Source organism: Aequorivita todarodis, assembly GCF_028561335.1.
In the GTDB taxonomy this organism is placed as follows: Bacteria; Bacteroidota; Bacteroidia; order Flavobacteriales; family Flavobacteriaceae; genus Aequorivita; species Aequorivita todarodis.
The window spans coordinates 84,993-106,466 of the sequence record NZ_JAQQTG010000050.1 but is presented as its reverse complement, the minus strand read 5'-3'; the positions used below and the strand labels follow the sequence as shown (position 1 = coordinate 106,466).

The window sequence follows — 21,474 nt, the reverse complement described above, 5'->3', positions numbered from 1 at the left end:
AATTCAAGGTTCAAGGTTGAGGCATTTTTAGGTGTTTATCAAGTATTCAAAATTATTTATCGGGTCCCAACCCCGTTTTCAGTTTCAATTTCGTCTTGATAGCTATCGAGATCGATTTCAAAAAGAGTATTTTCGCATTATGATTTTAGTAACCGGCGGCACGGGTATGGTGGGCTCCCACCTCTTGTATTTTCTTTTGAAGAAAAACGAGCGGGTGCGTGCAATTCACAGAAAAAATAGTGACATCCATGCGGTAAAAAAGGTTTTTGCGCTTTACACTTCCGAAGTGGATCCTCTTTTCAACAAAATTGAATGGATTGAGGCGAATATTACAGAAATTCCCGCACTTTCGGTTGCCTTTGAGAATATCACAAAAGTGTACCATTGTGCAGCCTTTATAAATTTTGACCCTTCAAAATACAAAGTACTCAAAAAGGCCAATGTGGAAGGCACGGCAAATGTGGTAAACCTCTGTCTGGCAAATAAAATTGAAAAACTCTGTTATGTAAGTTCGGTTGCCACTTTGGGAAATGGTTTATACAATCAGTCAATTACCGAAGAAACGCCCTGGAACCCCGATGAAAAAAATAGCGTGTACGCCATTACTAAATACGGTGCCGAAATGGAGGTTTGGCGCGGAACACAGGAAGGTTTGGACGCCGTAATCGTGAATCCCGGAATCATTTTGGGCACCTCCCCAGACGGTGGCGGAAGCGGCGTTATTGTTTCTATAGTGGCAAGTGGCATTCCTTTTTATCCATCCGGGGCAATGGGCATTGTTGATGTCCAGGATGTGGCATTATTGATGATCAGGCTTATGGATTCTGAAACAAAAAATGAGCAATTTATTTTGGTGGGCGAAAATATTACGTATAAGGAATTGTTCTCCAAACTAGCACCTTTGCTTGGAAAAAAACCACCAACAAAAAAACTATCAAAAAGTATTATGTTTTTTCTGAGTGGAATGGATTGGCTGTCGAATAAACTTTTCGGGACCAAAAGAAGGCTCATAAAAGCTACCGTGCAGTCCATGTTTACGGCTTCTTTTTACGATGCTTCCAAAATAAAAAAAGAATTTGGTTTTCAATTTACACCAACCGGGGAAACGTTGAAAAAAATAGCAAAAGAAACTAGGAATACGTCAAATTAAACTGTCTTTTGCAGGTGCTGAATTGGCTTTATCCTCTTCAAATTTGCGTTTGATACTATCTTTTCGGACCCACTCTTTTTCCCAGATACTGTCCATTTTTTGCTGCATTGCGGTAAGCCTTGTTTCAACCTCCCGAATAATCTCCATATAGGTATTCACATCTGCGGCATAAAACGCATTGCTTTTTGCGAATTGCAAACTATCTATTCCAAATTTTTTATAGACCATCGAATCCATTTTGATGCCCTTTGAGGTAATGGCCCTATTGTCCACACTTCGGGCGGCATTATCCAAGTAGGTCTCCATAAGTATATCGATCATTTTATCTTTGGCAATAAGATTTTTGGGCTTTTCGGGTTGGTTTACATCCTGACAGCCCAAAAAACCTAAAACGAATATTATAAAAACTATCGATTGCTTCATTATCTGTTAAAAGTAAGTCGTTCCGGATTGCTTTTGTTCGGGAACTTTGAATTTTCATAAACCACTACTCCATTAACCAAGGTATGCGTAACCCGCGATTTGAAGATGGTTCCCTCAAATGGCGACCAACCGCATTTGTAAAACAGGTTTTCCTTTTTAACGGTCCAGGGAGAATTGAGATCGACCAAAACCAAGTCTGCCTTATATCCCTTTCGAATATATCCACGGTCCTTTATCTGAAAGAGGATTGCAGGATTGTGTGCAAATTTTTCAACTATTTTTTCCAAGGAAATTTTTCCCTTGTGGTGCATTTCCAAAAGCGCCACGAGCGCATGCTGCACCAGCGGTCCGCCCGAGGGGGCATTTAGATATTTATTGTTCTTCTCTTCCAGGGTATGCGGCGCGTGGTCGGTAGCTATCACGTCTATTCGGTCGTCCAGCAACGCTTTTAGCAACCCGTCCCTGTCTTTTTCGGTTTTTACCGCGGGGTTCCATTTTATTTTGGTGCCCTTGGTTTTGTAATCTTCTTCTGAAAACCATAAATGGTGGATGCAAACTTCGGCAGTAATCTTTTTTTCCGAAAGCGGTTTTTTATTGCTGAAAAGATGCGTTTCCTTTTCCGTGGAGAGATGAAAAACGTGAAGTCGCGCCCCTGTTTTTTGGGCCAGTTTTATAGCATTTGATGATGAAATATAACACGCCTCCTCGCTGCGTATTTTTGGGTGAAGTTCTATTGGAATGTCCTCGCCATATTCCGCTTTATAATTTTCAAGATTATTTTTTATAGTTGTTTCATCCTCGCAGTGTGCGGAAATGAGCAACTTGGTTTTGCTGAAAATTTCTTCCAAAATCTTTGGGTCGTCCACCAACATATTTCCTGTGGAAGAGCCCAAAAACAGTTTCAATCCCGCTACTTTTTGCGGATCAACTTTTAAAATTTCATCCAAATTATCATTGGTCCCGCCAAACATAAAGGAATAATTGGCCCACGAAGTTTTGGCGGCAATATCAAATTTTTCCTCCAGCAGTTCAATGGTCGTGGCCTGCGGCACGGTGTTCGGCATCTCGATAAAAGAAGTAATCCCACCCGCCACGGCAGCTTTCGATTCGGTTTCGATGGTGGCTTTGTGGGTCAGTCCCGGCTCGCGAAAATGCACTTGGTCGTCAATCATTCCCGGCAGCAAATAGCTTCCGTCGGCATCGATAACTTTCGTATCGGCAGATTTCATGCTGATGGTTTCAGAAATTTCCGCTATGCGGCCGTCCTGCACAAGCACGTCGCCCTTAAAGATTTCTCCCTCATTTACAATATTCGCGTTCTTAATTAAAACTGACTTCATTGAATCTTTTTCTGTTAAATACACTTTTAAATTTCATAGCAACAACCCCAAAAATAGCTTCGGAAATAATACCCGAACTCATTTTTGACTCGCCTTTGGTACGGTCGGTAAAAATTACCGGCACCTCCTTTATTTTGAATTTGCTCAAGTAGGCCTTAAATTTCATTTCAATCTGAAATGCGTAGCCCACAAAACGAATGTTGTCCAAGTTTATTTTCTCCAGCACGCGTCTTCGGTAACAAATAAATCCGGCGGTGGTATCGTAAATATCGATTCCCATCACAAACTGCACATATTTTGAGGCCAACCACGACATCAGCACGCGGCTCATAGGCCAGTTTACCACATTTACGCCCTTTACGTAACGCGAGCCTATGGCTACATCGTTCCCTTCTTTGTGGCAGGCGTTGAAAAGCCTTATCAGGTCGTTGGGGTTGTGTGAAAAATCGGCGTCCATTTCAAAAATGTAGTCGTAGCCGTGCTGCAATGCCCACTTAAATCCTGCTATATAGGCCGTTCCCAAACCGGTTTTTTCGGCTCTTTTCAGCAAAAAAAGTTTTTCGGGATAGGTTTTGAAATTTTCCTCAACCACAGTTGCCGTGCCGTCTGGCGAATTATCGTCCACCACCAAAACGTGAAATTCACGCTGCAATGAAAAAACCGTACGCAGCAGCCGCTCTATATTTTCAATTTCATTGTAGGTTGGCACCACCACCACTGCCTTGGACATACTGCAATTTTAGCGCAAATGTACCCTTTTTTGAAGAAATAAATGTGAAGTAAATTCTAATTGGGGCCTAAAAAAGGAAAATTATTTTACAGTACCTTTACCGAAAAAATTGAAGGTGGATTTCAGCGAAAGACTTATTGCGCCAACTGACTTTGCAACCTATTTGTTGGTGGCCTGCTTCATTCTCTTTGCCCTGGCCAAATATTTTTACCCCAAACGCTTCCACGAATTTTCCATGTTGCCTATTACCAATCAGTACTTTTTTGTTCACGGCAAAAATGACGAATTGAACCACCCTTTTAACATCATGCTGTTCGCGGCACAGATACTATGCGTTTCCATTTTCGTCTTTTTGCTTTTTAAGGTTTTTAACCCTTCGGAAATAGAAAACAATAAATGGTTGTTTCTTCAAATTTGTACGGCCTACAGTGTTTTTGTACTGATAAAATTTTCTTTGGAAAAAATTGTCGCAAATATTTTTTCGATGGATGCCCTTATCAACAATTATCTGTACCAAAAACTGAGCTATCGCAACTTTTTGGGCATTCTGTTCTTTGCGGGCAATCTTTTTTTCCTTTATGTATATCCGCCCACCGCAACAGGCCTGCTCATTTTTGGCGGATGTTTGTTGGCCCTAAACGCTATTGCGCTGCTTTACAGCTACAAGAAAAACGGAAAATTGATATTAGGCAATTTCTTCTATTTTATTTTGTATCTTTGCGCACTTGAAATTTCCCCTTATATTATTCTTTATAAAAGCTTTGTATAAGGTATATTATTTTAAAAAAAATCAGGACTATCTATGAAAGTGAAAACTATTTTGGTTTCCCAGCCCGAGCCTAAAATTGAAAACTCTCCTTATTTCGATTTGATCGAAAAGCAAAAGGTAAAAATAGATTTTCGGCCTTTCATACACGTAGAAGGCGTGTCAGGCAAAGACGTCCGGGCCCAAAAAGTTGATCTCAATAAATATACTGCTATTATTCTTACAAGCCGAAACTCTGTGGACCATTATTTCAGAATCGCAGAAGAGCTGCGCTTTAAGGTGCCGGACACGATGAAATATTTCTGCTTGAGCGAGGCCGTAGCCTACTACCTCCAAAAATATGTGGTTTACAGAAAACGCAAGATTTATGTGGGAAAAAGAACTTTTTCAGAACTGGCTCCCTTGATCAAAAAATATAAAAACGAAAAATTCCTGCTTCCAACCTCCGATAAATTGAAGCCTGAAGTTCCACAGGTTTTGAATGAATTAAAGGTTGACTGGAAAGAAGCTACTTTTTACAAAACGGTAATCAGCGATCTTTCAGATCTGCGCGATGTGTATTATGATATTTTGGTGTTTTTCAGCCCCAGTGGAATACAGTCGCTGTTGGAGAACTTTCCAGATTTCAAACAGAACGAAACGCGCATTGCGGTTTTTGGAAATACTACCGTAAAAGCCGCCACCGAGGTAGGCCTGCGTGTAGATATACAAGCCCCAACCCCCGAAACGCCGTCTATGACGATGGCTTTGGAAAAGTACATTAAAGAGGTTAACAACAAAAAATAAGCTCGATTTAATTGCAATAAAAAAGGCTTGCCGCACTGGCAAGCCTTTTTGTTTTAAGCTATTTTGATTCTAAGCCGAAGCGGGAGCCCCCGAAAGGATTTCTTCATTGGCATAGGACTCAAACTTGGTGAAATTCTCCTTAAATGAATTCGCCAATTCCTTGGCCTGAATGTCGTAGGCCTTTTTGTTTTTCCACGTTTCCTTTGGGTTTAATATTTCCGAAGGAACGTTGGGGCAAGATTTAGGCATCATCAAATTGAAAATAGGGTGCTTTTCAAATTCCACATTCTTCAACTTTCCTTCCAAAGCAGCAGCAATCATTGCTCTTGTGTATTTCAGTTTCATTCTGCTACCTATACCGTAAGGTCCTCCGGTCCAACCGGTATTGATCAACCAAACATTCACGCCGGAATCTTTCATCTTTTTACTCAACATTTCAGCATATTCCGTAGGGTGAAGCGGCATAAACGGCGCTCCAAAACAGGCCGAAAAGTTTGGGGTCGGCTCGTTGATTCCTTCTTCCGTACCAGCAACCTTAGCCGTATAACCACTTATGAAATGGTAAGCAGCCTGCCCCGGAGTAAGTTTTGAAATGGGAGGCAAAACGCCAAAGGCATCTGCCGTCAAAAAGAAAATATTCTTCGGATTGTGGCCAATGGAAGGCACTTGGATATTTTTTATGTGATAGATAGGATAACTCACCCTTGTATTTTGCGTGATGGAAGTATCGGCAAAGTCAACTTCGCCATTTTCGTCCATTACTACATTTTCCAACAATGCTCCAGGTTTTATTGCATTGTAAATATCCGGTTCCTGTTCTTCGGTCAGGTTTATAACCTTTGCGTAGCAACCGCCTTCAAAGTTGAAGATTTTATTATCCTCAGTCCAGCCGTGTTCGTCATCGCCAATCAATTTACGGTCCGGATCTGCAGAAAGCGTTGTCTTGCCCGTTCCGGAAAGACCGAAGAAAATAGCGGTCTCGCCATCGTCGCCAACGTTTGCCGAGCAGTGCATTGGCATCGTATTTTTATCAACCGGAAGTATAAAATTAAGCGCAGAGAATATACCTTTTTTAATTTCGCCAGTATAACCGGTGCCGCCAATTAAAGCGATTTTTCTGGTGAAGTTCAGGATAGCGAAATTATGCTGACGCGTTCCGTCAACTTCAGGATTAGCCGTAAATCCCGGGGCATTTACTATAAGCCATTCTGGGTCAAAAGACGCCAATTCCTCTGCCGTAGGGCGAAGGAACATGTTGTGGGCAAACATATTGGACCACGGGTTTTCAGTAATAACCCGGATGTTGAGTTTGTATTCTTCATCAGCGCAGGCATAGCTGTCGCGAACGTACACTTCTTTTCCCGACAGATAATCTGCAACCTTGTTATAAAGCCTATCAAACATATCTGGCGGAAACGGAATGTTTACATTTCCCCACCACACTTTTTCGCGTGTAACATCGTCCTTTACAATAAACCGGTCCTTTGGGGATCTTCCAGTAAATTCTCCGGTGTTTACCGCCAAGGCACCGCTCGCAGCTTCTTTTCCTTGACCTTTTTGCAATGTTTCGTCGTGAAGTTCTTCAGAAGAAAGTTGATATTTAACTTTTGCGTTTTTGATTCCGTATTTGTCAACCGAAATCGTTTTCGTAGCTTGGTTTTTATCGACCATACCTTTTTTAAATTTTGTAGAGTACAAAAGTAGCAAATCTAAAAGAGATTGAAGAAAATATGAAACAGATTTATTGCTTCTTTAACGTAAGCATTCTATAAGCAAACAAAAACCACCCGAGAATAAACATAAGCCCGCCGATTGGGGTTACAAATCCGATTTTCGCCGCATTGAAAGGCAAAATAGCATTCAGCGCAAGCAGATAGATAGAACCCGAGAAGAGCAGTATTCCAAGGATAAAAAGCCAAAATACGGTTTTTTTGATTTTTTCCGGAACGGAAGGCGCCAAGCCCACGGCCAAAATAGCGAGGCAATGGTGCATTTGGTACCGTATTCCGGTTTCAAAGGTAGTGAGTGCGGCAGCGTCAACCATATTCTTTAATCCGTGGGCGCCGAAAGCTCCCATTGCTATTGTAGCGGCGGCAAGAAATGAAGCCGTGACCACCATATTTTTATCGAAAACCGTCATTTTTAAAATTTGGAATTAGTAATTTCGTCCTTTACAAAATCTATCTCCAAAGTTAACAAAAAACTCCCCCAATGAGAAACATATTAATTATCGGCGCAGGAAGATCTGCCACAAGTTTAATCCGTTATTTGCTGGACAAAAGCGAAAAAGAAGACCTTTTTATAACCATTGGGGACATATCCATTCAATCTGCGCAGAAGTTCACCTCAAACCACCCAAACGCCCGCGGGATTATGCTCGACGTTTTTAACGATGTGCAAAGAAAGGAAGCGGTAGAAAACAGCGATTTGGTAATCTCCATGCTTCCCGCACGCTACCATATTGAAGTAGCCCGCGACTGTATTGAATTCGGAAAGCATATGGTTACGGCCTCTTACGTGAGCAAAGAAATGCAAGCGCTGAACCACAAAGCCGAATCAAAAGGACTGGTTTTTATGAATGAAATCGGTCTCGACCCCGGAGTGGACCATATGAGTGCCATGCAAGTGATTGATAGAATACGCGCCAAAGGCGGAAAAATGCTGCTGTTTGAATCGTTTTGTGGCGGGTTGATTGCGCCTGAAAGCGACGACAACCTTTGGAATTACAAATTCACTTGGAATCCGCGAAACGTAGTTTTGGCAGGACAGGGCGGCGCTGCGGAATTTATACAGGAAGGAAAATACAAGTATATTCCATATCACAGACTTTTCCGAAGAACAGAATTTATCAATATTGAAGGGTATGGCAAATTTGAAGTGTATGCCAACCGAAATTCCTTACAATACCAATCAATTTATGGGCTGGATAATATTTTAACGCTATACCGTGGCACCATTCGCCGCGTGGGTTTCAGCCGTGCCTGGAACATGTTTGTGCAATTGGGAATGACCGACGACAGCTACACCATTCCCGATTCCGAAACCATGAGCTATCGCGACTTTGTAAACCTATTTCTTCCCTATTCGCCTTCAGATACGGTGGAATTGAAACTTCGCCACGCCCTGAAAATAGACCAGGACGATTTAATGTGGGAAAAACTGGAAGAGCTCGATCTTTTCACCAAGGAAAAAAAGTTGGGAATTAAAGATGCAACGCCCGCCATGGGACTTCAAAAAATATTGGAGGACAAATGGACACTGGCACCGCACGATAAGGATATGATCGTGATGTACCACAAATTTGGATACCAACTGGATGGAAAAAAATATCAAATAGACAGCCACATGACTCTTATTGGCGAAGACCAGACCCATACGGCAATGGCAAAAACCGTAGGGCTTCCCGTAGCCATTGCTGCACTGAAAATATTAAATGAAGAAATAACCACGCCCGGCGTACAGCTTCCAATTGCCAAAGAGGTTTACGAACCTATCTTAAAGGAGCTGGAAGAAAACGGAATTATCTTTCACGAGAAAGAAGTGGATTATTTGGGATACAATCCAGACAACCTTCATTAAAAGCATCTTCTTTAAACACCAAACCCGCCCATAAAAATAGGCGGGTTTGATTTTGCATTTAATTTTTCTTTTAATCGCGACTTCCCAAGAAGATAGAAATAAAATATAGCAGTGTTGCCAAGGAACCAATTGCCGCCACCACATAGGTTCTGGCTGCCCATTTCAACGCATCCTTTGCACCTTCGTGTTCCTGTGGGGTTACCATATTATTGGTTTCCAACCAGACAAGCGCACGCTTACTGGCGTCAAATTCCACCGGCAGGGTGATGAAGGCAAAAGCCGTGGTTACCGCAAAGAGTAAAATACCGATCCCGAAAACCCAGCTGCCAATTGCCGAACCTGTGGCAAACAAAATAAGGCCAGCCATGATTACAAAATTGGAAAGTTTGCTTGAAACGCTTACCGCGGGAACGATAGTGGAACGCAACTTTAACCAACTGTAAGCAGTGGCGTGTTGCACGGCGTGGCCACATTCGTGGGCCGCAACCGCTGCCGCCGCAGCATTTCGCTGCATATACACTGGCTCGCTCAAATTCACCGTTTTCTTTGATGGATCGTAATGGTCCGTCAATTGACCGGGGACTGAAATAACCTGCACATCGGTAATTCCGTTGTCGGCGAGCATTTTTTCGGCAATTTCCTTTCCGCTCATTCCATTTTGAAGGTGGATTTTGCTGTATTCCTTAAACTTGCTCTTCAATTTGTGGCTTACGTACCAACTCACCAAAAAGATTAATCCTGCAATTATATAGTATCCAAACATAGGTTTTATTGTTTAAAGTTTGTTGTTTATAGTTTTTCACTGTGTTCTTTTTCTTTGTGGTAAAAATTTTAATAACCACAGAGACACAGAGGTCACAGAGATTTTTTTACAATATAGCAAATAGTGTGCAAATTTTTAACCCACGATATTTACGATTTTTCCGGGCACGATTATTACCTTCTTCGGCGTGCGGCCCTCTAAATATTGGGCTGTCTTTTCGTGTGCCATTACGGCAGATTCTATTTCCTCCTTGCTTAAATCGAGTGGCAGTTCCAACGTAAAACGCATTTTTCCGTTAAAGGAGATTGGATATTCCTTGCTGCTTTCTACCAAATATTTCTCCTCAAATTTTGGAAAAGGCGCTGTGGAAATACTTTCCGAATGGCCCAATTTCTCCCAAAGCTCTTCCGCAATATGCGGCGCGTAAGGCGTAATTAATATTGCCAACGGCTCCAAAACCTCACGTGAATTACATTTTTGTGCCGAAAGTTCGTTCACTGCAATCATAAAAGAGGAAACCGAAGTATTGAAACTAAAGTTCTCAATATCTTCCTGTACTTTTTTGATTGTTTTGTGCAATGTTTTCAAGGCCTCCCCCTGCCCCTCCGAAGGAGGGGTGTCCGTTACGTAAAAGCTTTCATCCGGGCCCGAATGGTACAATTTCCAAAGTTTTTTAAGGAAACCGTGTACGCCCGTAATGCCGGCGGTATTCCACGGTTTTGCCTGTTCCAGCGGGCCGAGGAACATTTCGTACATTCTTAAAGTGTCGGCGCCGTATTGATTGCAGATATCATCGGGATTTACCACGTTGTATTTGCTTTTGGACATTTTTTCTACTTCGCGTTTGCACAAAAAAGCACCAGTTTTTCCTTTAATAGAATTTTTTTCTAAGTTTTTATATCTTAAATCATTTTCTTTTATGAGAAAATCAAATATTATCGCATCTGCTATGGATACCGAATTTACATTGATGTTAATTGCAAATTCAGGTGAAGCTTTTACAATAACATCAGAAATAGAAATCTCTTGGAAGTTAAAATCTCTTTTTAAGATACCAAAAATTGATTCTGAAAGAAAGCCGTCTAGTTTACTCAATCGAGTATAATCCTGTAAAACATCAGCAAATTCAGCACTTATATAGTATTGCTTTGCTTCCTTTACAAAAGATTCTAAATCTTCAATGTATTTACTGTTTTGTTTGAAACCATCTCTTTGAAAATTAATTGATAAAAAAATTGCTTTCGCACTCTCCCCCAAAATCATCCCTTGGTTTATCAGCTTTTTAAAAGGTTCGTCCACGGGCACCAAGCCGCGGTCGTGCATAAATTTTACCCAAAAACGGCTGTACAACAAATGGCCGGTGGCGTGTTCGCTGCCGCCAATATATAAATCCACGTTTTTCCAATAGTTTAACGCTTCTTTTGAGGCAAAAACCTCGTCGCGTTTTTCGTCTTCCATATATCGGAAAAAGTACCAACTGCTTCCCGCCCAACCTGGCATCGTATTCAATTCCAAAGGAAAAACGGTTTTATGGTCAATCAAATCGTTGCCGACCACTTCCTTGGTTTCGGTATTCCATGCCCAAACATCGGCGCGGCCCAAAGGTGGTTCGCCTTCTTCGGTTGGCAGGTATTTTTCAACTTCGGGAAGACGCAACGGCAAACATTCCGTAGGGATAATTTGCGGCATTCCGTCTTTGTAATAAATCGGGAAGGGCTCGCCCCAATAGCGCTGGCGACTAAAAACGGCATCGCGCAAACGGTAGTTTATCTTGCCTTTGCCAATCCCTTTTTCCTCCAAGGCAGCTATTATTTTATCGGTAGCTTCGGAATAATTTAAGCCATTCAAAAAATCTGAATTTTTTAAAACAAAGCCCGATTTTTCCGAAAATGCTTCTTTTTCGATTAAATTTTCGGTTTCATTAATTCCCCCTTCGGGGGTTAGGGGGCTAAATATATTCGGAATGGGCAGATTGAAATGTTTCGCAAAATCATAGTCGCGCTGGTCGCCACAGGGAACGCTCATTACAGCGCCTGTGCCGTAGCCCGCCAAAACGTAATCGCCAATCCAAATTGGGATGGGTTCCTTTGTAAATGGATGCTCGGCATACGCGCCCGTAAAAACGCCTGTAATGTGCTTTACATCTGCCATTCGTTCGCGTTCGCTGCGTTTTGCGGTGGCTTCCACATACGTTCCAACTGCTTCTTTCTGTTCGGCAGTGGTGATTTTTGAAACCAAATCGTGCTCCGGCGCCAAAACCATAAAACTTACTCCGAAGATGGTATCGGGGCGGGTTGTGAAAACAGGGATTGTCCCCCTTGCCCCCAAAGGGGGGATTGTGACCTGTTCTGAATCCTCTATGGATGGGAGGATTTTTAAAGTTTCTTTAATTTTTGAAAGTACTGTTTCACGATTATTTATAACTTCATCATTTGTGAAACGTAAAATTCTGAATCCTTTTTTCTCTTTTAGCAACAATTCCCTTTCACCATCCTTTTCAAGTTGATATTGATGGATTTCCCCGTCCACTTCAATAATCAATCTTTTTGAGAGACAAACAAAATCTACTATATAATTATCAATTGGGTGCTGTTGACGGAATTTATGACCTACTTTTTTTGTTCGCAATTCTTGCCATAAAATTGCCTCAGCTTTGGTAGGATTCTTTCGCATTTCCTTGGCACGAGATAATAAAGTGCCAATAATAGCAGAATTTCCAGTTAAATACCCTGCGCTCTCCGCTCCCCCTCCATCGGAGGGGGCTGGGGGGAGGACCCTGAATTCAACAGTTGCTCCTTTTGACCGCCCAATCCAATTGGTTTGCGAATCCTTCAAAGGTTGCGGCCAGTCTATTTTATCAAGTCCGTCGAGCAAACGCTGGGCGTAGGCCGTGATGCGCATGCTCCATTGTTTCATCTTTTTTCGCACAACCGGATAGCCGCCACGTTCGGAAACGCCGTTTACTATTTCGTCATTTGCCAAAACGGTTCCCAGTTGCGGGCACCAGTTTACTTCGGTTTCGGCTAAATAGGTCAATCTATATTTTAAAAGAATTTCCTGCTTTTTGGTTTCTGAAAAATCCACCCATTCTGAAGCCGTGAAATGCGCAATCCCCTCATCGCAGACCGCATTTATGTGTACATTTCCTTCCGAAGAAAAAATAGCGCGCAGTTCTTCAATGGAACGGGCTTTATCTGCATCTTTATCATACCAACTTTCAAAAAGCTGTATGAAAATCCACTGCGTCCATTTGTAATATTCTGGGTTTGATGTACGCACCTCGCGGCTCCAATCGAAGGAAAAACCTATTTTATCAAGCTGTTCGCGGTAACGGGCAATATTTTCTTCAGTAGTTTTTGCCGGATGTTGCCCCGTTTGGATGGCATATTGCTCTGCCGGAAGTCCGAATGAATCATAGCCTTGCGGATGCAGCACATTATATCCTTGGTGGCGTTTGTAGCGCGCATAAATATCACTGGCAATGTACCCGAGCGGATGCCCAACGTGCAAGCCAGCGCCGGAGGGATAGGGAAACATATCCAAAACATAGTATTTCGGTTTGTCGCTATCGTTCTCGGCCTTAAAAGTCTGATTTTCGGCCCAATGTTTTTGCCACTTTGCTTCTATCTCGTTGAAGTGATATTTGCCCATCTTCTTGTATTTTTTTTGAAAGTTATTTCCACTGGTGGAAAGAGCCGCAAATTTAAGGTTTATTGGAAGAAGTAAAACCCTATATTTTAAAAATTTGGATGCAGCAGATTTCCCGAATAAAGCACCCAAATCATCGAAAGAATTGCGGAAACGTTGATGGCAATTCCAAAGATTTTCATTTGCGTTACCGAATAGGGTCTGTCTTTGAAGAAAACGAAAATATCCAAAATCAGCCAAAACGAAAAAGCCACCAAAAAGCCCGACAGCACCCAATCATCAAACCAGAATTTCAAGATATACGCTTCAAATAATAGCAGAAAAAGCATTAAAAGTTTCGCTTTTTTCCTTCCTATGAAAACCGCTGTGGTTTTCTTTCCCACTAATCTATCTGGCTCGATATCCATAATTTCCCCCGCAATATGGGCTTGGAATGCGAAGAGTGAAAGATAGAGCAACGTCTGCCAGGGAAGCATTTCCAAATTATTCAAAAGGATGCTGAAAAGTGCCGTGAACACGTAACCTACCTGTATTATAATTTCAAAGGGCGGGCGTTCCTTGAGGCGGAAAGGCTTGAAATTGTAGATGATATTTACCACTATCATAAAAAGGAGCAGAAGGAACATTTCCCTGCCTTCCAAATATGAAAACAGGGCTACAAAGGGCAAAATCACGGCACAAATTTGCCAAAAAACCGGCTCTAATTCCTTTTTGCTCAACTTGGCGCCAAACAGATAATTCCCTTTCCGCGGGTTTAGGGAATCTGCCTTTCCATCTGTAAAATCGTTTAGGCCATACACCAAAAAATTCAACGGAAACGTAACAAAGATGAGTCCAAGCCAAAACTGTGGCTCCTCCCAAAAATTTGAAGCAAGGTCAAAAGGGACCAAATACATCCAAAGGGTTGCAAACCAAAGTCCCGGACGGGAAATTTTTAGGGATTTTTGTAGGCTTTTTATGATGATTACTAAATTTAAGGCAATCCAAATTTAATGGAATTATAACAAATTGGAAACTTTCGGCGTTGTTTAACACAAGATGCAAAATTACTTGTATTTTTACGCCAAAATTCAGCAAACCCTATGAGTTCTTCTTTTGAAAAATATCAAAAACGCAGATTGATTTCTTCCTATTTTTCAGTGGTCATCAGTATTTCGCTGGTGCTTTTTCTGTTGGGATTGTTGGGATTGTTGGTATTGAATTCAAAAAAAGTTGCCGATTATTTTAAGGAACAGATTGCGATTACCGTTTTTTTGAAAGACACGGCGAAGGAAGTTGAAATCACCCAATTGAAGCAAAGTTTGGCGCTGGCTGAATATACCAAATCAGCCACTTTCGTTTCAAAGGAAGATGCCGCAAAGGAGCACCAAGAAACTTTGGGCGAAAATTTCATTGAATATCTGGGCGAAAATCCACTTCAAAATAGCATTGACGTTTACATTTTGGCAGACTACGTTACGCCCGCAAAAATGGAGGAAATTACCAACGAGCTGAAAAGTAAGGATTTTGTGGACGATGTTATTTACGACAAACCTTTGATTGCGCAGCTTACCGAAAACGTGAAACGCATCAGTTTTTGGGTTTTGGTCATCAGCGGAATTTTTACGTTTATCGCGGTGTTACTTATAAACAGTAGCATTCGATTGAGTATTTACGCAAAACGGTTTACCATAAAAACCATGCAGATGGTGGGCGCGACCAAGAAATTTATCCGCAAACCCTTTGTCTGGAAAAGTGTTCGGTTAGGAATTGTGGGGGCCATTGTGGCAATGATCGGGATGGGCGTAGTGCTTTACTACCTCAATGAAAGTTTTCCACAGTTGCAATTATTGGGCGATCCGCTGCTCTTGGCGGTTTTGTTTATATTTATATTTTTAATGGGCGTTTTGATAACCTGGATAAGTACATTTATAGCTACGCAACGCTTTTTGAACCTGCGAACCGATGATTTGTATTATTAGTGGGTAGTGGGTAGTGGGTAGTGGGTAGTGGGTAGTGGGTAGTGGGTAGTGGGTAGTAAAACTAAATAACCTATTAGCCAAATAACTCAGTAACCCAATAACTTAGTAATTTTAAAAAACCGGAAACCTGAAACTTTTTAAACAATGGGAGAGAAAAAACGAAAAGAAGACTATAAGCCCGAATTTGTTTTTGAGCGAAAAAACTACAAATTCATGCTCATTGGCGTGGCGTTTATCGCCTTGGGTTTTATACTGATGACTGGTGGCGGCAGCGACGACCCGAATGTTTTCAATCCCGAAATCTATAATTGGAGAAGAATTCGTTTAGCCCCGGCCTTGGTGCTTTTGGGCTTTGCGATTGAAGTGTATGCCATTTTGTTGAAACCCGATAGCAAAGAAGAAAATTAGTGGATACGTTACAAGCCATTGTACTCGCCATTATTGAGGGTTTAACTGAATTTTTGCCCGTTTCTTCCACGGGACATATGATTATCGCTTCTTCCTTTTTTGGGATTGCGGGTGATGATTTTACCAAACTTTTTACCATCGTAATCCAGCTCGGAACCATTATGAGCGTTGTGGTTTTGTACTTTAAGCGCTTTTTTCAGAGCATGGATTTTTACTACAAGCTTTTTGTAGCCTTTCTGCCTGCGGTATTTTTAGGATTGCTTCTAAGTGATTTTATTGATAGTCTTTTGGAAAACCCGATTACAGTTGCCGTTTCGTTAATCATCGGCGGCTTTATTCTTTTGAAAGTGGACGATTGGTTTGGCGATGGCGAACAAACGGAGATTTCTTATTTAACTGCTTTGAAAATTGGCTTCTTCCAATGTTTGGCGATGATTCCGGGCGTTTCCCGCAGCGGCGCAAGTATTGTGGGCGGGATGACCCAAAAACTCTCGCGGACTGTGGCTGCTGAATTTTCCTTCTTTTTGGCAATTCCAACGATGCTGGGCGCAACGGTAAAGAAAAGCTATGATTATTACGAAGCAGGCTTCCAGCTTTCTTCGGAACAAGTGAATCTATTGATTATTGGAAACGTTGTTGGTTTTATTGTCGCTTTGATTGCCATAAAATCCTTCATCACTTACCTGAGCAAGCATGGGTTTAAAATATTCGGTTATTATAGAATTATTGCCGGAATCGCGGTTTTGCTGATTCACTTTTTTGTTCAGGAACTTACCGTTATTTAAAGGACGTAGGACGGTAAGACTTAAGACCTAAGACTTGGTGCCAAAGAAACACTCGGCTCTTTTCACTATCTTTGCAAGGTTATGGATGCCGAAATAAACAAAATAATCATCGAAACGCTTTTACCGTTCAAGCCCAAACAGATTTGTGTTTTTGGCAGCTATGCGCGTGGGGAAATGAACGAGGATAGCGATATTGATGTACTTTACGATTTCAAAAAAAGTATTTCTTTGTTTGATTTGGTGGAAATGAAGCAAGAGTTGGAAGAAAAACTAATGAGAAAGATAGATTTAGTTTCGAAAAGAGGACTAAAAGACTGGATGAAACCTTACGTGATGCAGGATTTAAATACCATCTATGAAAAAAATTAATACGGGCCATATTTCCGATATTCTTGAATACATAGGGTATATAGAGGAGTTTATAGTTGATGATGCTTCAAATAAAGATACTTTTAAAGACAAGCGAACTGAACTTGCAATAATCCGCTGTTTTGAAGTGATAGGTGAAGCTACCAAAAGAATCGACCAAGATTTCAAAACAAAATATCCACAAGTTCCTTGGAAACAAATGGCGGGATTTAGGGATGTTTTGATTCATGATTATGAAAGGTTGCTCCCCGAAATGATATGGAAAACGGTTAAAGATGACCTTCCCCCTTTAAAACAACAACTGCTTGAAATCCTCAAAAATGAACAATAAAACCCTTCAAGCCGAGGATTTCAAAGAAGGCCAAGTACTATTAATTGACAAACCCTTGGAATGGACTTCCTTCCAAGCGGTGAACAAAGTGCGTTGGCTCCTCCGGAAATCCTTCGGAATAAAAAAAATAAAAGTGGGCCACGCCGGCACGCTCGATCCTTTGGCTACGGGGCTTTTGATTATCTGCACCGGAAAATTCACCAAAAAAATAGACACGTTCCAAGCGCAGGAAAAGGAATACACGGGAACTTTTACACTTGGCGCCACTACCCCGAGTTACGATTTGGAAACGGAGATTGACCAAACCTTTGACATTTCAGAAATTACTTCGGAAGAAATATACGAAGCCACAAAACAATTTATCGGTGAAATTCAACAGCAACCGCCCGTTTTTTCGGCATTGAAAAAAGAAGGAAAACGGCTTTATGAATTTGCCCGAAGTGGCGAGGAAGTGGAAATCCCGTTCAGAACAGTTACAATTTCAGAATTTGAAATCACAAAGATTGCGTTTCCAAAAGTAGATTTCAGAGTGGTCTGCAGCAAGGGCACTTATATCCGTTCTTTGGCAAATGACTTCGGAAAGGCTTTAAATAACGGAGCACATCTTTCCGCCTTGCGAAGAACCCGAATAGGCGAATTTTCAGTTGAAGATGCGGTGGGAATTGAAGCTTTCGAGGCCTCGCTTCCAAGTTAAAATATCTTTAATACCGTCTTAATTTTCAGCAGTTTTGTGGAATTTTGCACAAAATTTCGGTACTTGCAATAATGAATTTCAATTATTCATACAGAGCGTTCCTCATAACTTCCCTGCTCACGGGCAGTTTGGTGCTATTCCTATTCAGCGTGAAACTTTCCAAAGAACGCGAGGAAAGCACCGAGGAAACCTATGATGTAGTGATGGCGCCGGAAGAATTATTGCCCGAGGACCTCGCTATTGCCGAACTTACCCCCGAAAAAGTAAAGATTGAAACCAATCGCGCCTATAACGAAGCCGAAAAATTTATTTCCTCTGTTGAAAACGAAGATGAAGAAATAACGGAAACCACCGAGGGCAAACTTCAAGAAATGAACGAGGCTTTGGAAAATTCAAAAAGCGACAACGGGAACGGAGCTACAGTACTAACAAAGCCTGAAAAAGAAAAAAAGAAGAAATTCTCCAATAGCGAAACCGGAAAAGAGGGCGAGGCAGTTGTAAAAAGCGGCAATCGCAACACGACCATTAGCTATCAGTTGGTAAACCGCAAGGATATTGACCTGCCAAATCCCGTCTATACTTGTTATGGCTCGGGAAAAGTTGTAATAAACGTGGAAGTGGACAATCTGGGAAAGGTTGTAAGAAACTCCTATAACAAGACCGCTTCCACCACTTCCAACGAATGCTTGATTGATGCGGCATTGGAATATTCCGAGCAGGCGCGTTTCAGTACGGATGCCTCCAAGGCGAAACAGTTGGGTACGATTACCTTTAATTTTCCCGGGCAACAATGAAAAAAGTTTTCAGTTGGCAGTTGCAGTTGACAGTTTAACCCCCAACCCTTAAAAGGGTGCAGAGATTGGCTTCCACCGGGGCGGACTGGGGTAGGAATATTTGTAAAATATAAAATATGAATTCAGAAAAAGTACGCTGTGGTTGGTGCGGTACCGATCCGCTTTATGTAACATACCACGATGAGGAATGGGGCGTGCCCGTGAAGGATGACAAAACAATGTTTGAGTTTCTGCTTTTGGAAACCTTTCAGGCAGGGTTGAGTTGGATTACCATTCTTCGGAAGCGTGAAAATTTCAGAAAAGCCTTTGACAATTTCGACTATAAAAAAATTGCGAAATACGACCAATCCAAAATTGACGCACTGCTGCAGGACGAAGGGATTATTCGCAATAAACTGAAAGTGCATTCCGCAGTTACGAACGCCCGGGCTTTTATGGAAATCCAAAAGGAATTTGGAAGTTTTACCGAATATATCTGGGGTTTTGTAAACCACAAACCCATTAAGAATATCTGGAAGACCCACAAAGATGCGCCAGCAACGAGCCCCGAAAGTGATGCCTTGAGCAAGGACCTAAAAAAACGCGGATTTAAGTTTGTGGGCAGCACCGTGATTTACGCCCATATGCAGGCCACCGGAATGGTGAACGACCATATCGAGAGTTGCTTCCGCTTTCACGAAGTGTGATTTTTTTCAGAAAATATCTTTCCCGGAATTTATGGCTTTGGTGGCAGCAACAGCCTTCAAGGCTTGATTGTATTGGTGGGTAAGTTCTGGATCGGTATTCTTCGCTTCAGAAAATAATTTTTGGAACCAGGAAACCGCCTTCCCATATTCACTTTTAAAATAATAGGCAGTAGCCAGTTTTTCGTAAATAAACGGGGTTCCGTAGCCTTCCTCCACCACTTGTTCATAAACACGAACCACGTCAATATCTTTGTTGACATCGGTTTTGCGCGGCACTGATTGTGAAAAAACAACGGTGGAAATACTGACAAATACAAAGAAGGCAAGCAGGTTACGCTTTGTAATCATGGGGGATATTGAGTTTAATGCAAACAATTTGTACGGGGATACAACTGTTCGCGAGGTTTGTTATCCAAAGAAACTAAAAAAGCCACATATTATTGTGGCTTTCCGATAAAAAATTTCAAACTTTAACTTACAACTTAATTACCTTTTTATGAATTTTTCCGAAATCGCCTTCAAAGGTTACCAAGAGCGTTCCTTGCCAGGTTGGGTTCAGGTCCAATGTAATTTTTCCGTTGCCGTTTTCAATCTTTGCCTCGTATAATTTCTGCCCCAAAAGATTATGGATTTTCACGGAAACTCGGCCCTGAATCGCATTCATATTAAAAGAAACCTTCCCCGTGGTGGGGTTTGGATAGGCCGCCGAAATATGGTTCTGCGCCCACTCCTCTGCCGACAATGTTTCAACCTGAATAGTCCAATAGCCTTCCGGTGCCACGATAGGGCGATTTAATTCCTTCCCGGAAATGGCTTTGGCCCAAATATAATATTCTATGTTTTCCGTAATATTTGGAATGGTAAAATCTACAGCCCAATTATCACCGTTTGATGGCGCCATTTCAATTTCATTATAAGTAGTTGCACCTTCCTCGCGCCAAAAAACCTTTGCCTGCGCCACCCCTGAGATATGCTTTATCATTGCCTCAATGGTGACGGTGCTTCCCACGTTGGCCTCATCAATGGGCTGATGCACGATCCAAAGCGGTTCCGCAACGCCAATGGTGTGGGTAATGCAGTGAATGGCCCCTTTGGAGGCAATCAAATTTTCGTCCGGCTCGTCCACGTCAATGCCCACTACGTTATAGCCCGGCAGCATTTCCTGATATTGCGCCAACGCCGGGGCATCTACCTCGGGACGGTAGGTGGGCACCATAATGGTTTTGTTCACGAAAACCGCATTGCTATAGGTATTGTATGGACCGCCCGTATTTGGGTAGTTTCCGTTCGGACTTGGCGGCGCGTCAATCCATTCAATATCGTAGGGCGTTCCGAATGGCGACTGAAAATTATCCAGAACATACTGGATATTCGCCTCAATCTGTGGGCCATCGGCTACTCCTGGAGGATATTTGCTCACGAGGATGGTTTCCTCATCTAACAGTTTCATGTGCATATCAATATGGTGGATTACGTCATAAGGCAATGTATTCATTTTAACGAAACGGTTAATTCCCATATATTCCTGCATAATCCCGTCAATTTGGGCTTCGGTTTTAACGCTTACTCCGTAGGGATTTCCAGTGGCATTTTCATTCAAAATCAATTTTGAGGCAAAGGCATTGCCCAAGCCATCGCTCATATAATTTCCGCCGGTGTTCACCAAATCGTTGGTCCCGGAATTGGTTGTGTAAAGCGGAATTCCCACCTGTGCGGCATGCGCTGCTGGCATCACATCATCGTTTGGACGGGGGCGGTTGTAAATCCAATCAGTCAGGGCAAGCTCGCCCACATCGTCTGAATAGATGGTGTTTCCGGCATAATCGCGGATCCAGATACTGTCCCACGGCACGTTTAAAAAAGTAACATTGGTTATATCCACACCATTTGTTGTTAAATAATTGGAAACCGAAGCTTGGTTCTGTGTGGTAATAATCACTTTACATTCCTGCACTCCGGCCTGAACTATTTGCCGAAGGATATTTGGGTAGTATGGATTCCAGGTTACCAAAAGATATTCAACCTCTTCCCATTCCGCGGCGGCGCGGACCGGGCCCGAAGGTGGAGGGGAAAATCGCGGGCTTGTAAATTGAAATTCCGAAACCAATCCTTTCTCCGTTTCGGTAAGGTTGTGAGGAAGGTTTGGTTTTTCCTGCGAAGTGGCCAAAGCAGTTTGTAGTGCCATCAACAATACCAAAAGGTATTTTGTGTATTTATGTTTCATTTGAAAAGTGAATTGTGGATTACGAAGGTATAATTTT

At 42.0% G+C, this 21,474-nt stretch carries 22 protein-coding genes; 12 read left to right on the top strand and 10 right to left on the bottom strand.

From position 1 onward, the window contains the following. Positions 1-139 precede the first annotated feature (139 nt). The gene (locus POV26_RS14320) at positions 140-1,150 is read left to right on the top strand and encodes an NAD-dependent epimerase/dehydratase family protein (RefSeq protein WP_272857146.1); all 1,011 of its coding nucleotides are present in this window, start codon (positions 140-142) and stop codon (positions 1,148-1,150) included. Here POV26_RS14320 and POV26_RS14315 read toward each other — a convergent pair. Genes POV26_RS14315 through POV26_RS14305 form a run of 3 tightly spaced genes read right to left on the bottom strand, consistent with a single transcriptional unit; the run spans position 1,142 to position 3,643 of the window. After that, positions 1,142-1,573 (bottom strand): DUF4296 domain-containing protein, encoded by a 432-nt coding sequence (locus POV26_RS14315; protein WP_272857145.1) that lies wholly within the window; start codon positions 1,571-1,573, stop codon positions 1,142-1,144. The genes POV26_RS14320 and POV26_RS14315 overlap by 9 nt on opposite strands. Then, positions 1,573-2,913, bottom strand: a complete 1,341-nt coding sequence (locus tag POV26_RS14310; protein ID WP_272857144.1) for a dihydroorotase — start codon at positions 2,911-2,913, stop codon at positions 1,573-1,575. Before POV26_RS14310 ends, POV26_RS14315 begins: the two co-directional genes overlap by 1 nt. Then, the gene (locus POV26_RS14305) at positions 2,894-3,643 is read right to left on the bottom strand and encodes a polyprenol monophosphomannose synthase (protein ID WP_272857143.1); all 750 of its coding nucleotides are present in this window, start codon (positions 3,641-3,643) and stop codon (positions 2,894-2,896) included. The genes POV26_RS14310 and POV26_RS14305 overlap by 20 nt, the downstream gene beginning before the upstream one ends. A 115-nt stretch (positions 3,644-3,758) precedes the next feature. Between POV26_RS14305 and POV26_RS14300 the strand changes: the two genes are divergently transcribed. Further along, a complete protein-coding gene (locus tag POV26_RS14300; protein ID WP_272857170.1) occupies positions 3,759-4,412 on the top strand; it encodes a DUF4271 domain-containing protein in 654 nt (217 codons plus the stop codon). A gap of 33 nt (positions 4,413-4,445) precedes the next feature. Then, entirely contained in the window at positions 4,446-5,195 is a 750-nt protein-coding gene (locus tag POV26_RS14295) for a uroporphyrinogen-III synthase (RefSeq protein WP_272857142.1), read from the top strand. Positions 5,196-5,264: 69 nt separating this feature from the next. On the opposite strand, the gene pckA is transcribed toward POV26_RS14295, so the two are convergent. Together pckA and POV26_RS14285 are read right to left on the bottom strand one after the other, a co-directional pair. Continuing rightward, on the bottom strand, positions 5,265-6,866 hold the full coding sequence (gene pckA / locus POV26_RS14290; protein ID WP_272857141.1) for a phosphoenolpyruvate carboxykinase (ATP): 1,602 nt from the start codon (positions 6,864-6,866) through the stop codon (positions 5,265-5,267). Positions 6,867-6,936: 70 nt separating this feature from the next. Continuing rightward, positions 6,937-7,335, bottom strand: a complete 399-nt coding sequence (locus tag POV26_RS14285) for a DUF423 domain-containing protein (RefSeq protein WP_272857140.1) — start codon at positions 7,333-7,335, stop codon at positions 6,937-6,939. A gap of 71 nt (positions 7,336-7,406) precedes the next feature. Here POV26_RS14285 and POV26_RS14280 point away from each other — a divergent pair, with 71 nt between their 5' ends. Beyond that, on the top strand, positions 7,407-8,774 hold the full coding sequence (locus POV26_RS14280) for a saccharopine dehydrogenase family protein (RefSeq protein ID WP_272857139.1): 1,368 nt from the start codon (positions 7,407-7,409) through the stop codon (positions 8,772-8,774). 70 nt (positions 8,775-8,844) lie between these two features. Here the strand turns inward: POV26_RS14280 and POV26_RS14275 are convergent, their stop codons facing one another. The 3 genes from POV26_RS14275 to POV26_RS14265 all read right to left on the bottom strand — a co-directional run bounded on the left by POV26_RS14275 (position 8,845) and on the right by POV26_RS14265 (position 14,075). Then, positions 8,845-9,537: a zinc metallopeptidase gene (locus POV26_RS14275; RefSeq protein ID WP_045081334.1), complete on the bottom strand. Its 693-nt coding sequence runs from the start codon at positions 9,535-9,537 to the stop codon at positions 8,845-8,847. 135 nt (positions 9,538-9,672) lie between these two features. Beyond that, positions 9,673-13,188, bottom strand: coding sequence for a leucine--tRNA ligase (locus POV26_RS14270; protein ID WP_272857138.1), 3,516 nt, complete (start codon positions 13,186-13,188; stop codon positions 9,673-9,675). A gap of 86 nt (positions 13,189-13,274) precedes the next feature. Further along, positions 13,275-14,075: a UbiA family prenyltransferase gene (locus tag POV26_RS14265; protein WP_272857137.1), complete on the bottom strand. Its 801-nt coding sequence runs from the start codon at positions 14,073-14,075 to the stop codon at positions 13,275-13,277. Between the two features lie 192 nt (positions 14,076-14,267). Between POV26_RS14265 and POV26_RS14260 the strand changes: the two genes are divergently transcribed. The 8 genes from POV26_RS14260 to POV26_RS14225 all read left to right on the top strand — a co-directional run bounded on the left by POV26_RS14260 (position 14,268) and on the right by POV26_RS14225 (position 19,213). After that, positions 14,268-15,146 carry a cell division protein FtsX gene (locus tag POV26_RS14260; RefSeq protein WP_045081335.1) on the top strand — a complete coding sequence of 293 codons (879 nt, stop codon included), beginning with the start codon at positions 14,268-14,270 and terminating at the stop codon, positions 15,144-15,146. Between the two features lie 144 nt (positions 15,147-15,290). Further along, complete coding sequence (locus POV26_RS14255) at positions 15,291-15,554, top strand: DUF3098 domain-containing protein (protein WP_272857136.1); 264 nt, start codon at positions 15,291-15,293, stop codon at positions 15,552-15,554. Then, positions 15,554-16,339, top strand: a complete 786-nt coding sequence (locus tag POV26_RS14250) for an undecaprenyl-diphosphate phosphatase (protein ID WP_272857135.1) — start codon at positions 15,554-15,556, stop codon at positions 16,337-16,339. The genes POV26_RS14255 and POV26_RS14250 overlap by 1 nt, the downstream gene beginning before the upstream one ends. An 81-nt stretch (positions 16,340-16,420) precedes the next feature. Continuing rightward, a complete protein-coding gene (locus tag POV26_RS14245) occupies positions 16,421-16,708 on the top strand; it encodes a nucleotidyltransferase family protein (RefSeq protein ID WP_272857134.1) in 288 nt (95 codons plus the stop codon). Continuing rightward, positions 16,695-17,039 (top strand): HepT-like ribonuclease domain-containing protein, encoded by a 345-nt coding sequence (locus POV26_RS14240; protein ID WP_272857133.1) that lies wholly within the window; start codon positions 16,695-16,697, stop codon positions 17,037-17,039. The genes POV26_RS14245 and POV26_RS14240 overlap by 14 nt, the downstream gene beginning before the upstream one ends. Further along, positions 17,029-17,733, top strand: a complete 705-nt coding sequence (gene truB / locus POV26_RS14235; RefSeq protein ID WP_272857132.1) for a tRNA pseudouridine(55) synthase TruB — start codon at positions 17,029-17,031, stop codon at positions 17,731-17,733. The genes POV26_RS14240 and truB overlap by 11 nt, the downstream gene beginning before the upstream one ends. A gap of 71 nt (positions 17,734-17,804) precedes the next feature. Then, positions 17,805-18,527: a hypothetical protein gene (locus POV26_RS14230; protein WP_272857131.1), complete on the top strand. Its 723-nt coding sequence runs from the start codon at positions 17,805-17,807 to the stop codon at positions 18,525-18,527. A gap of 116 nt (positions 18,528-18,643) precedes the next feature. After that, positions 18,644-19,213, top strand: a complete 570-nt coding sequence (locus tag POV26_RS14225) for a DNA-3-methyladenine glycosylase I (RefSeq protein WP_272857130.1) — start codon at positions 18,644-18,646, stop codon at positions 19,211-19,213. 6 nt (positions 19,214-19,219) lie between these two features. Here the strand turns inward: POV26_RS14225 and POV26_RS14220 are convergent, their stop codons facing one another. Together POV26_RS14220 and POV26_RS14215 are read right to left on the bottom strand one after the other, a co-directional pair. Continuing rightward, a complete protein-coding gene (locus tag POV26_RS14220; RefSeq protein ID WP_272857129.1) occupies positions 19,220-19,561 on the bottom strand; it encodes a hypothetical protein in 342 nt (113 codons plus the stop codon). A 127-nt stretch (positions 19,562-19,688) separates the two neighbouring features. Beyond that, on the bottom strand, positions 19,689-21,437 hold the full coding sequence (locus tag POV26_RS14215) for an agmatine deiminase family protein (protein WP_272857128.1): 1,749 nt from the start codon (positions 21,435-21,437) through the stop codon (positions 19,689-19,691). Positions 21,438-21,474 lie beyond the last annotated feature (37 nt).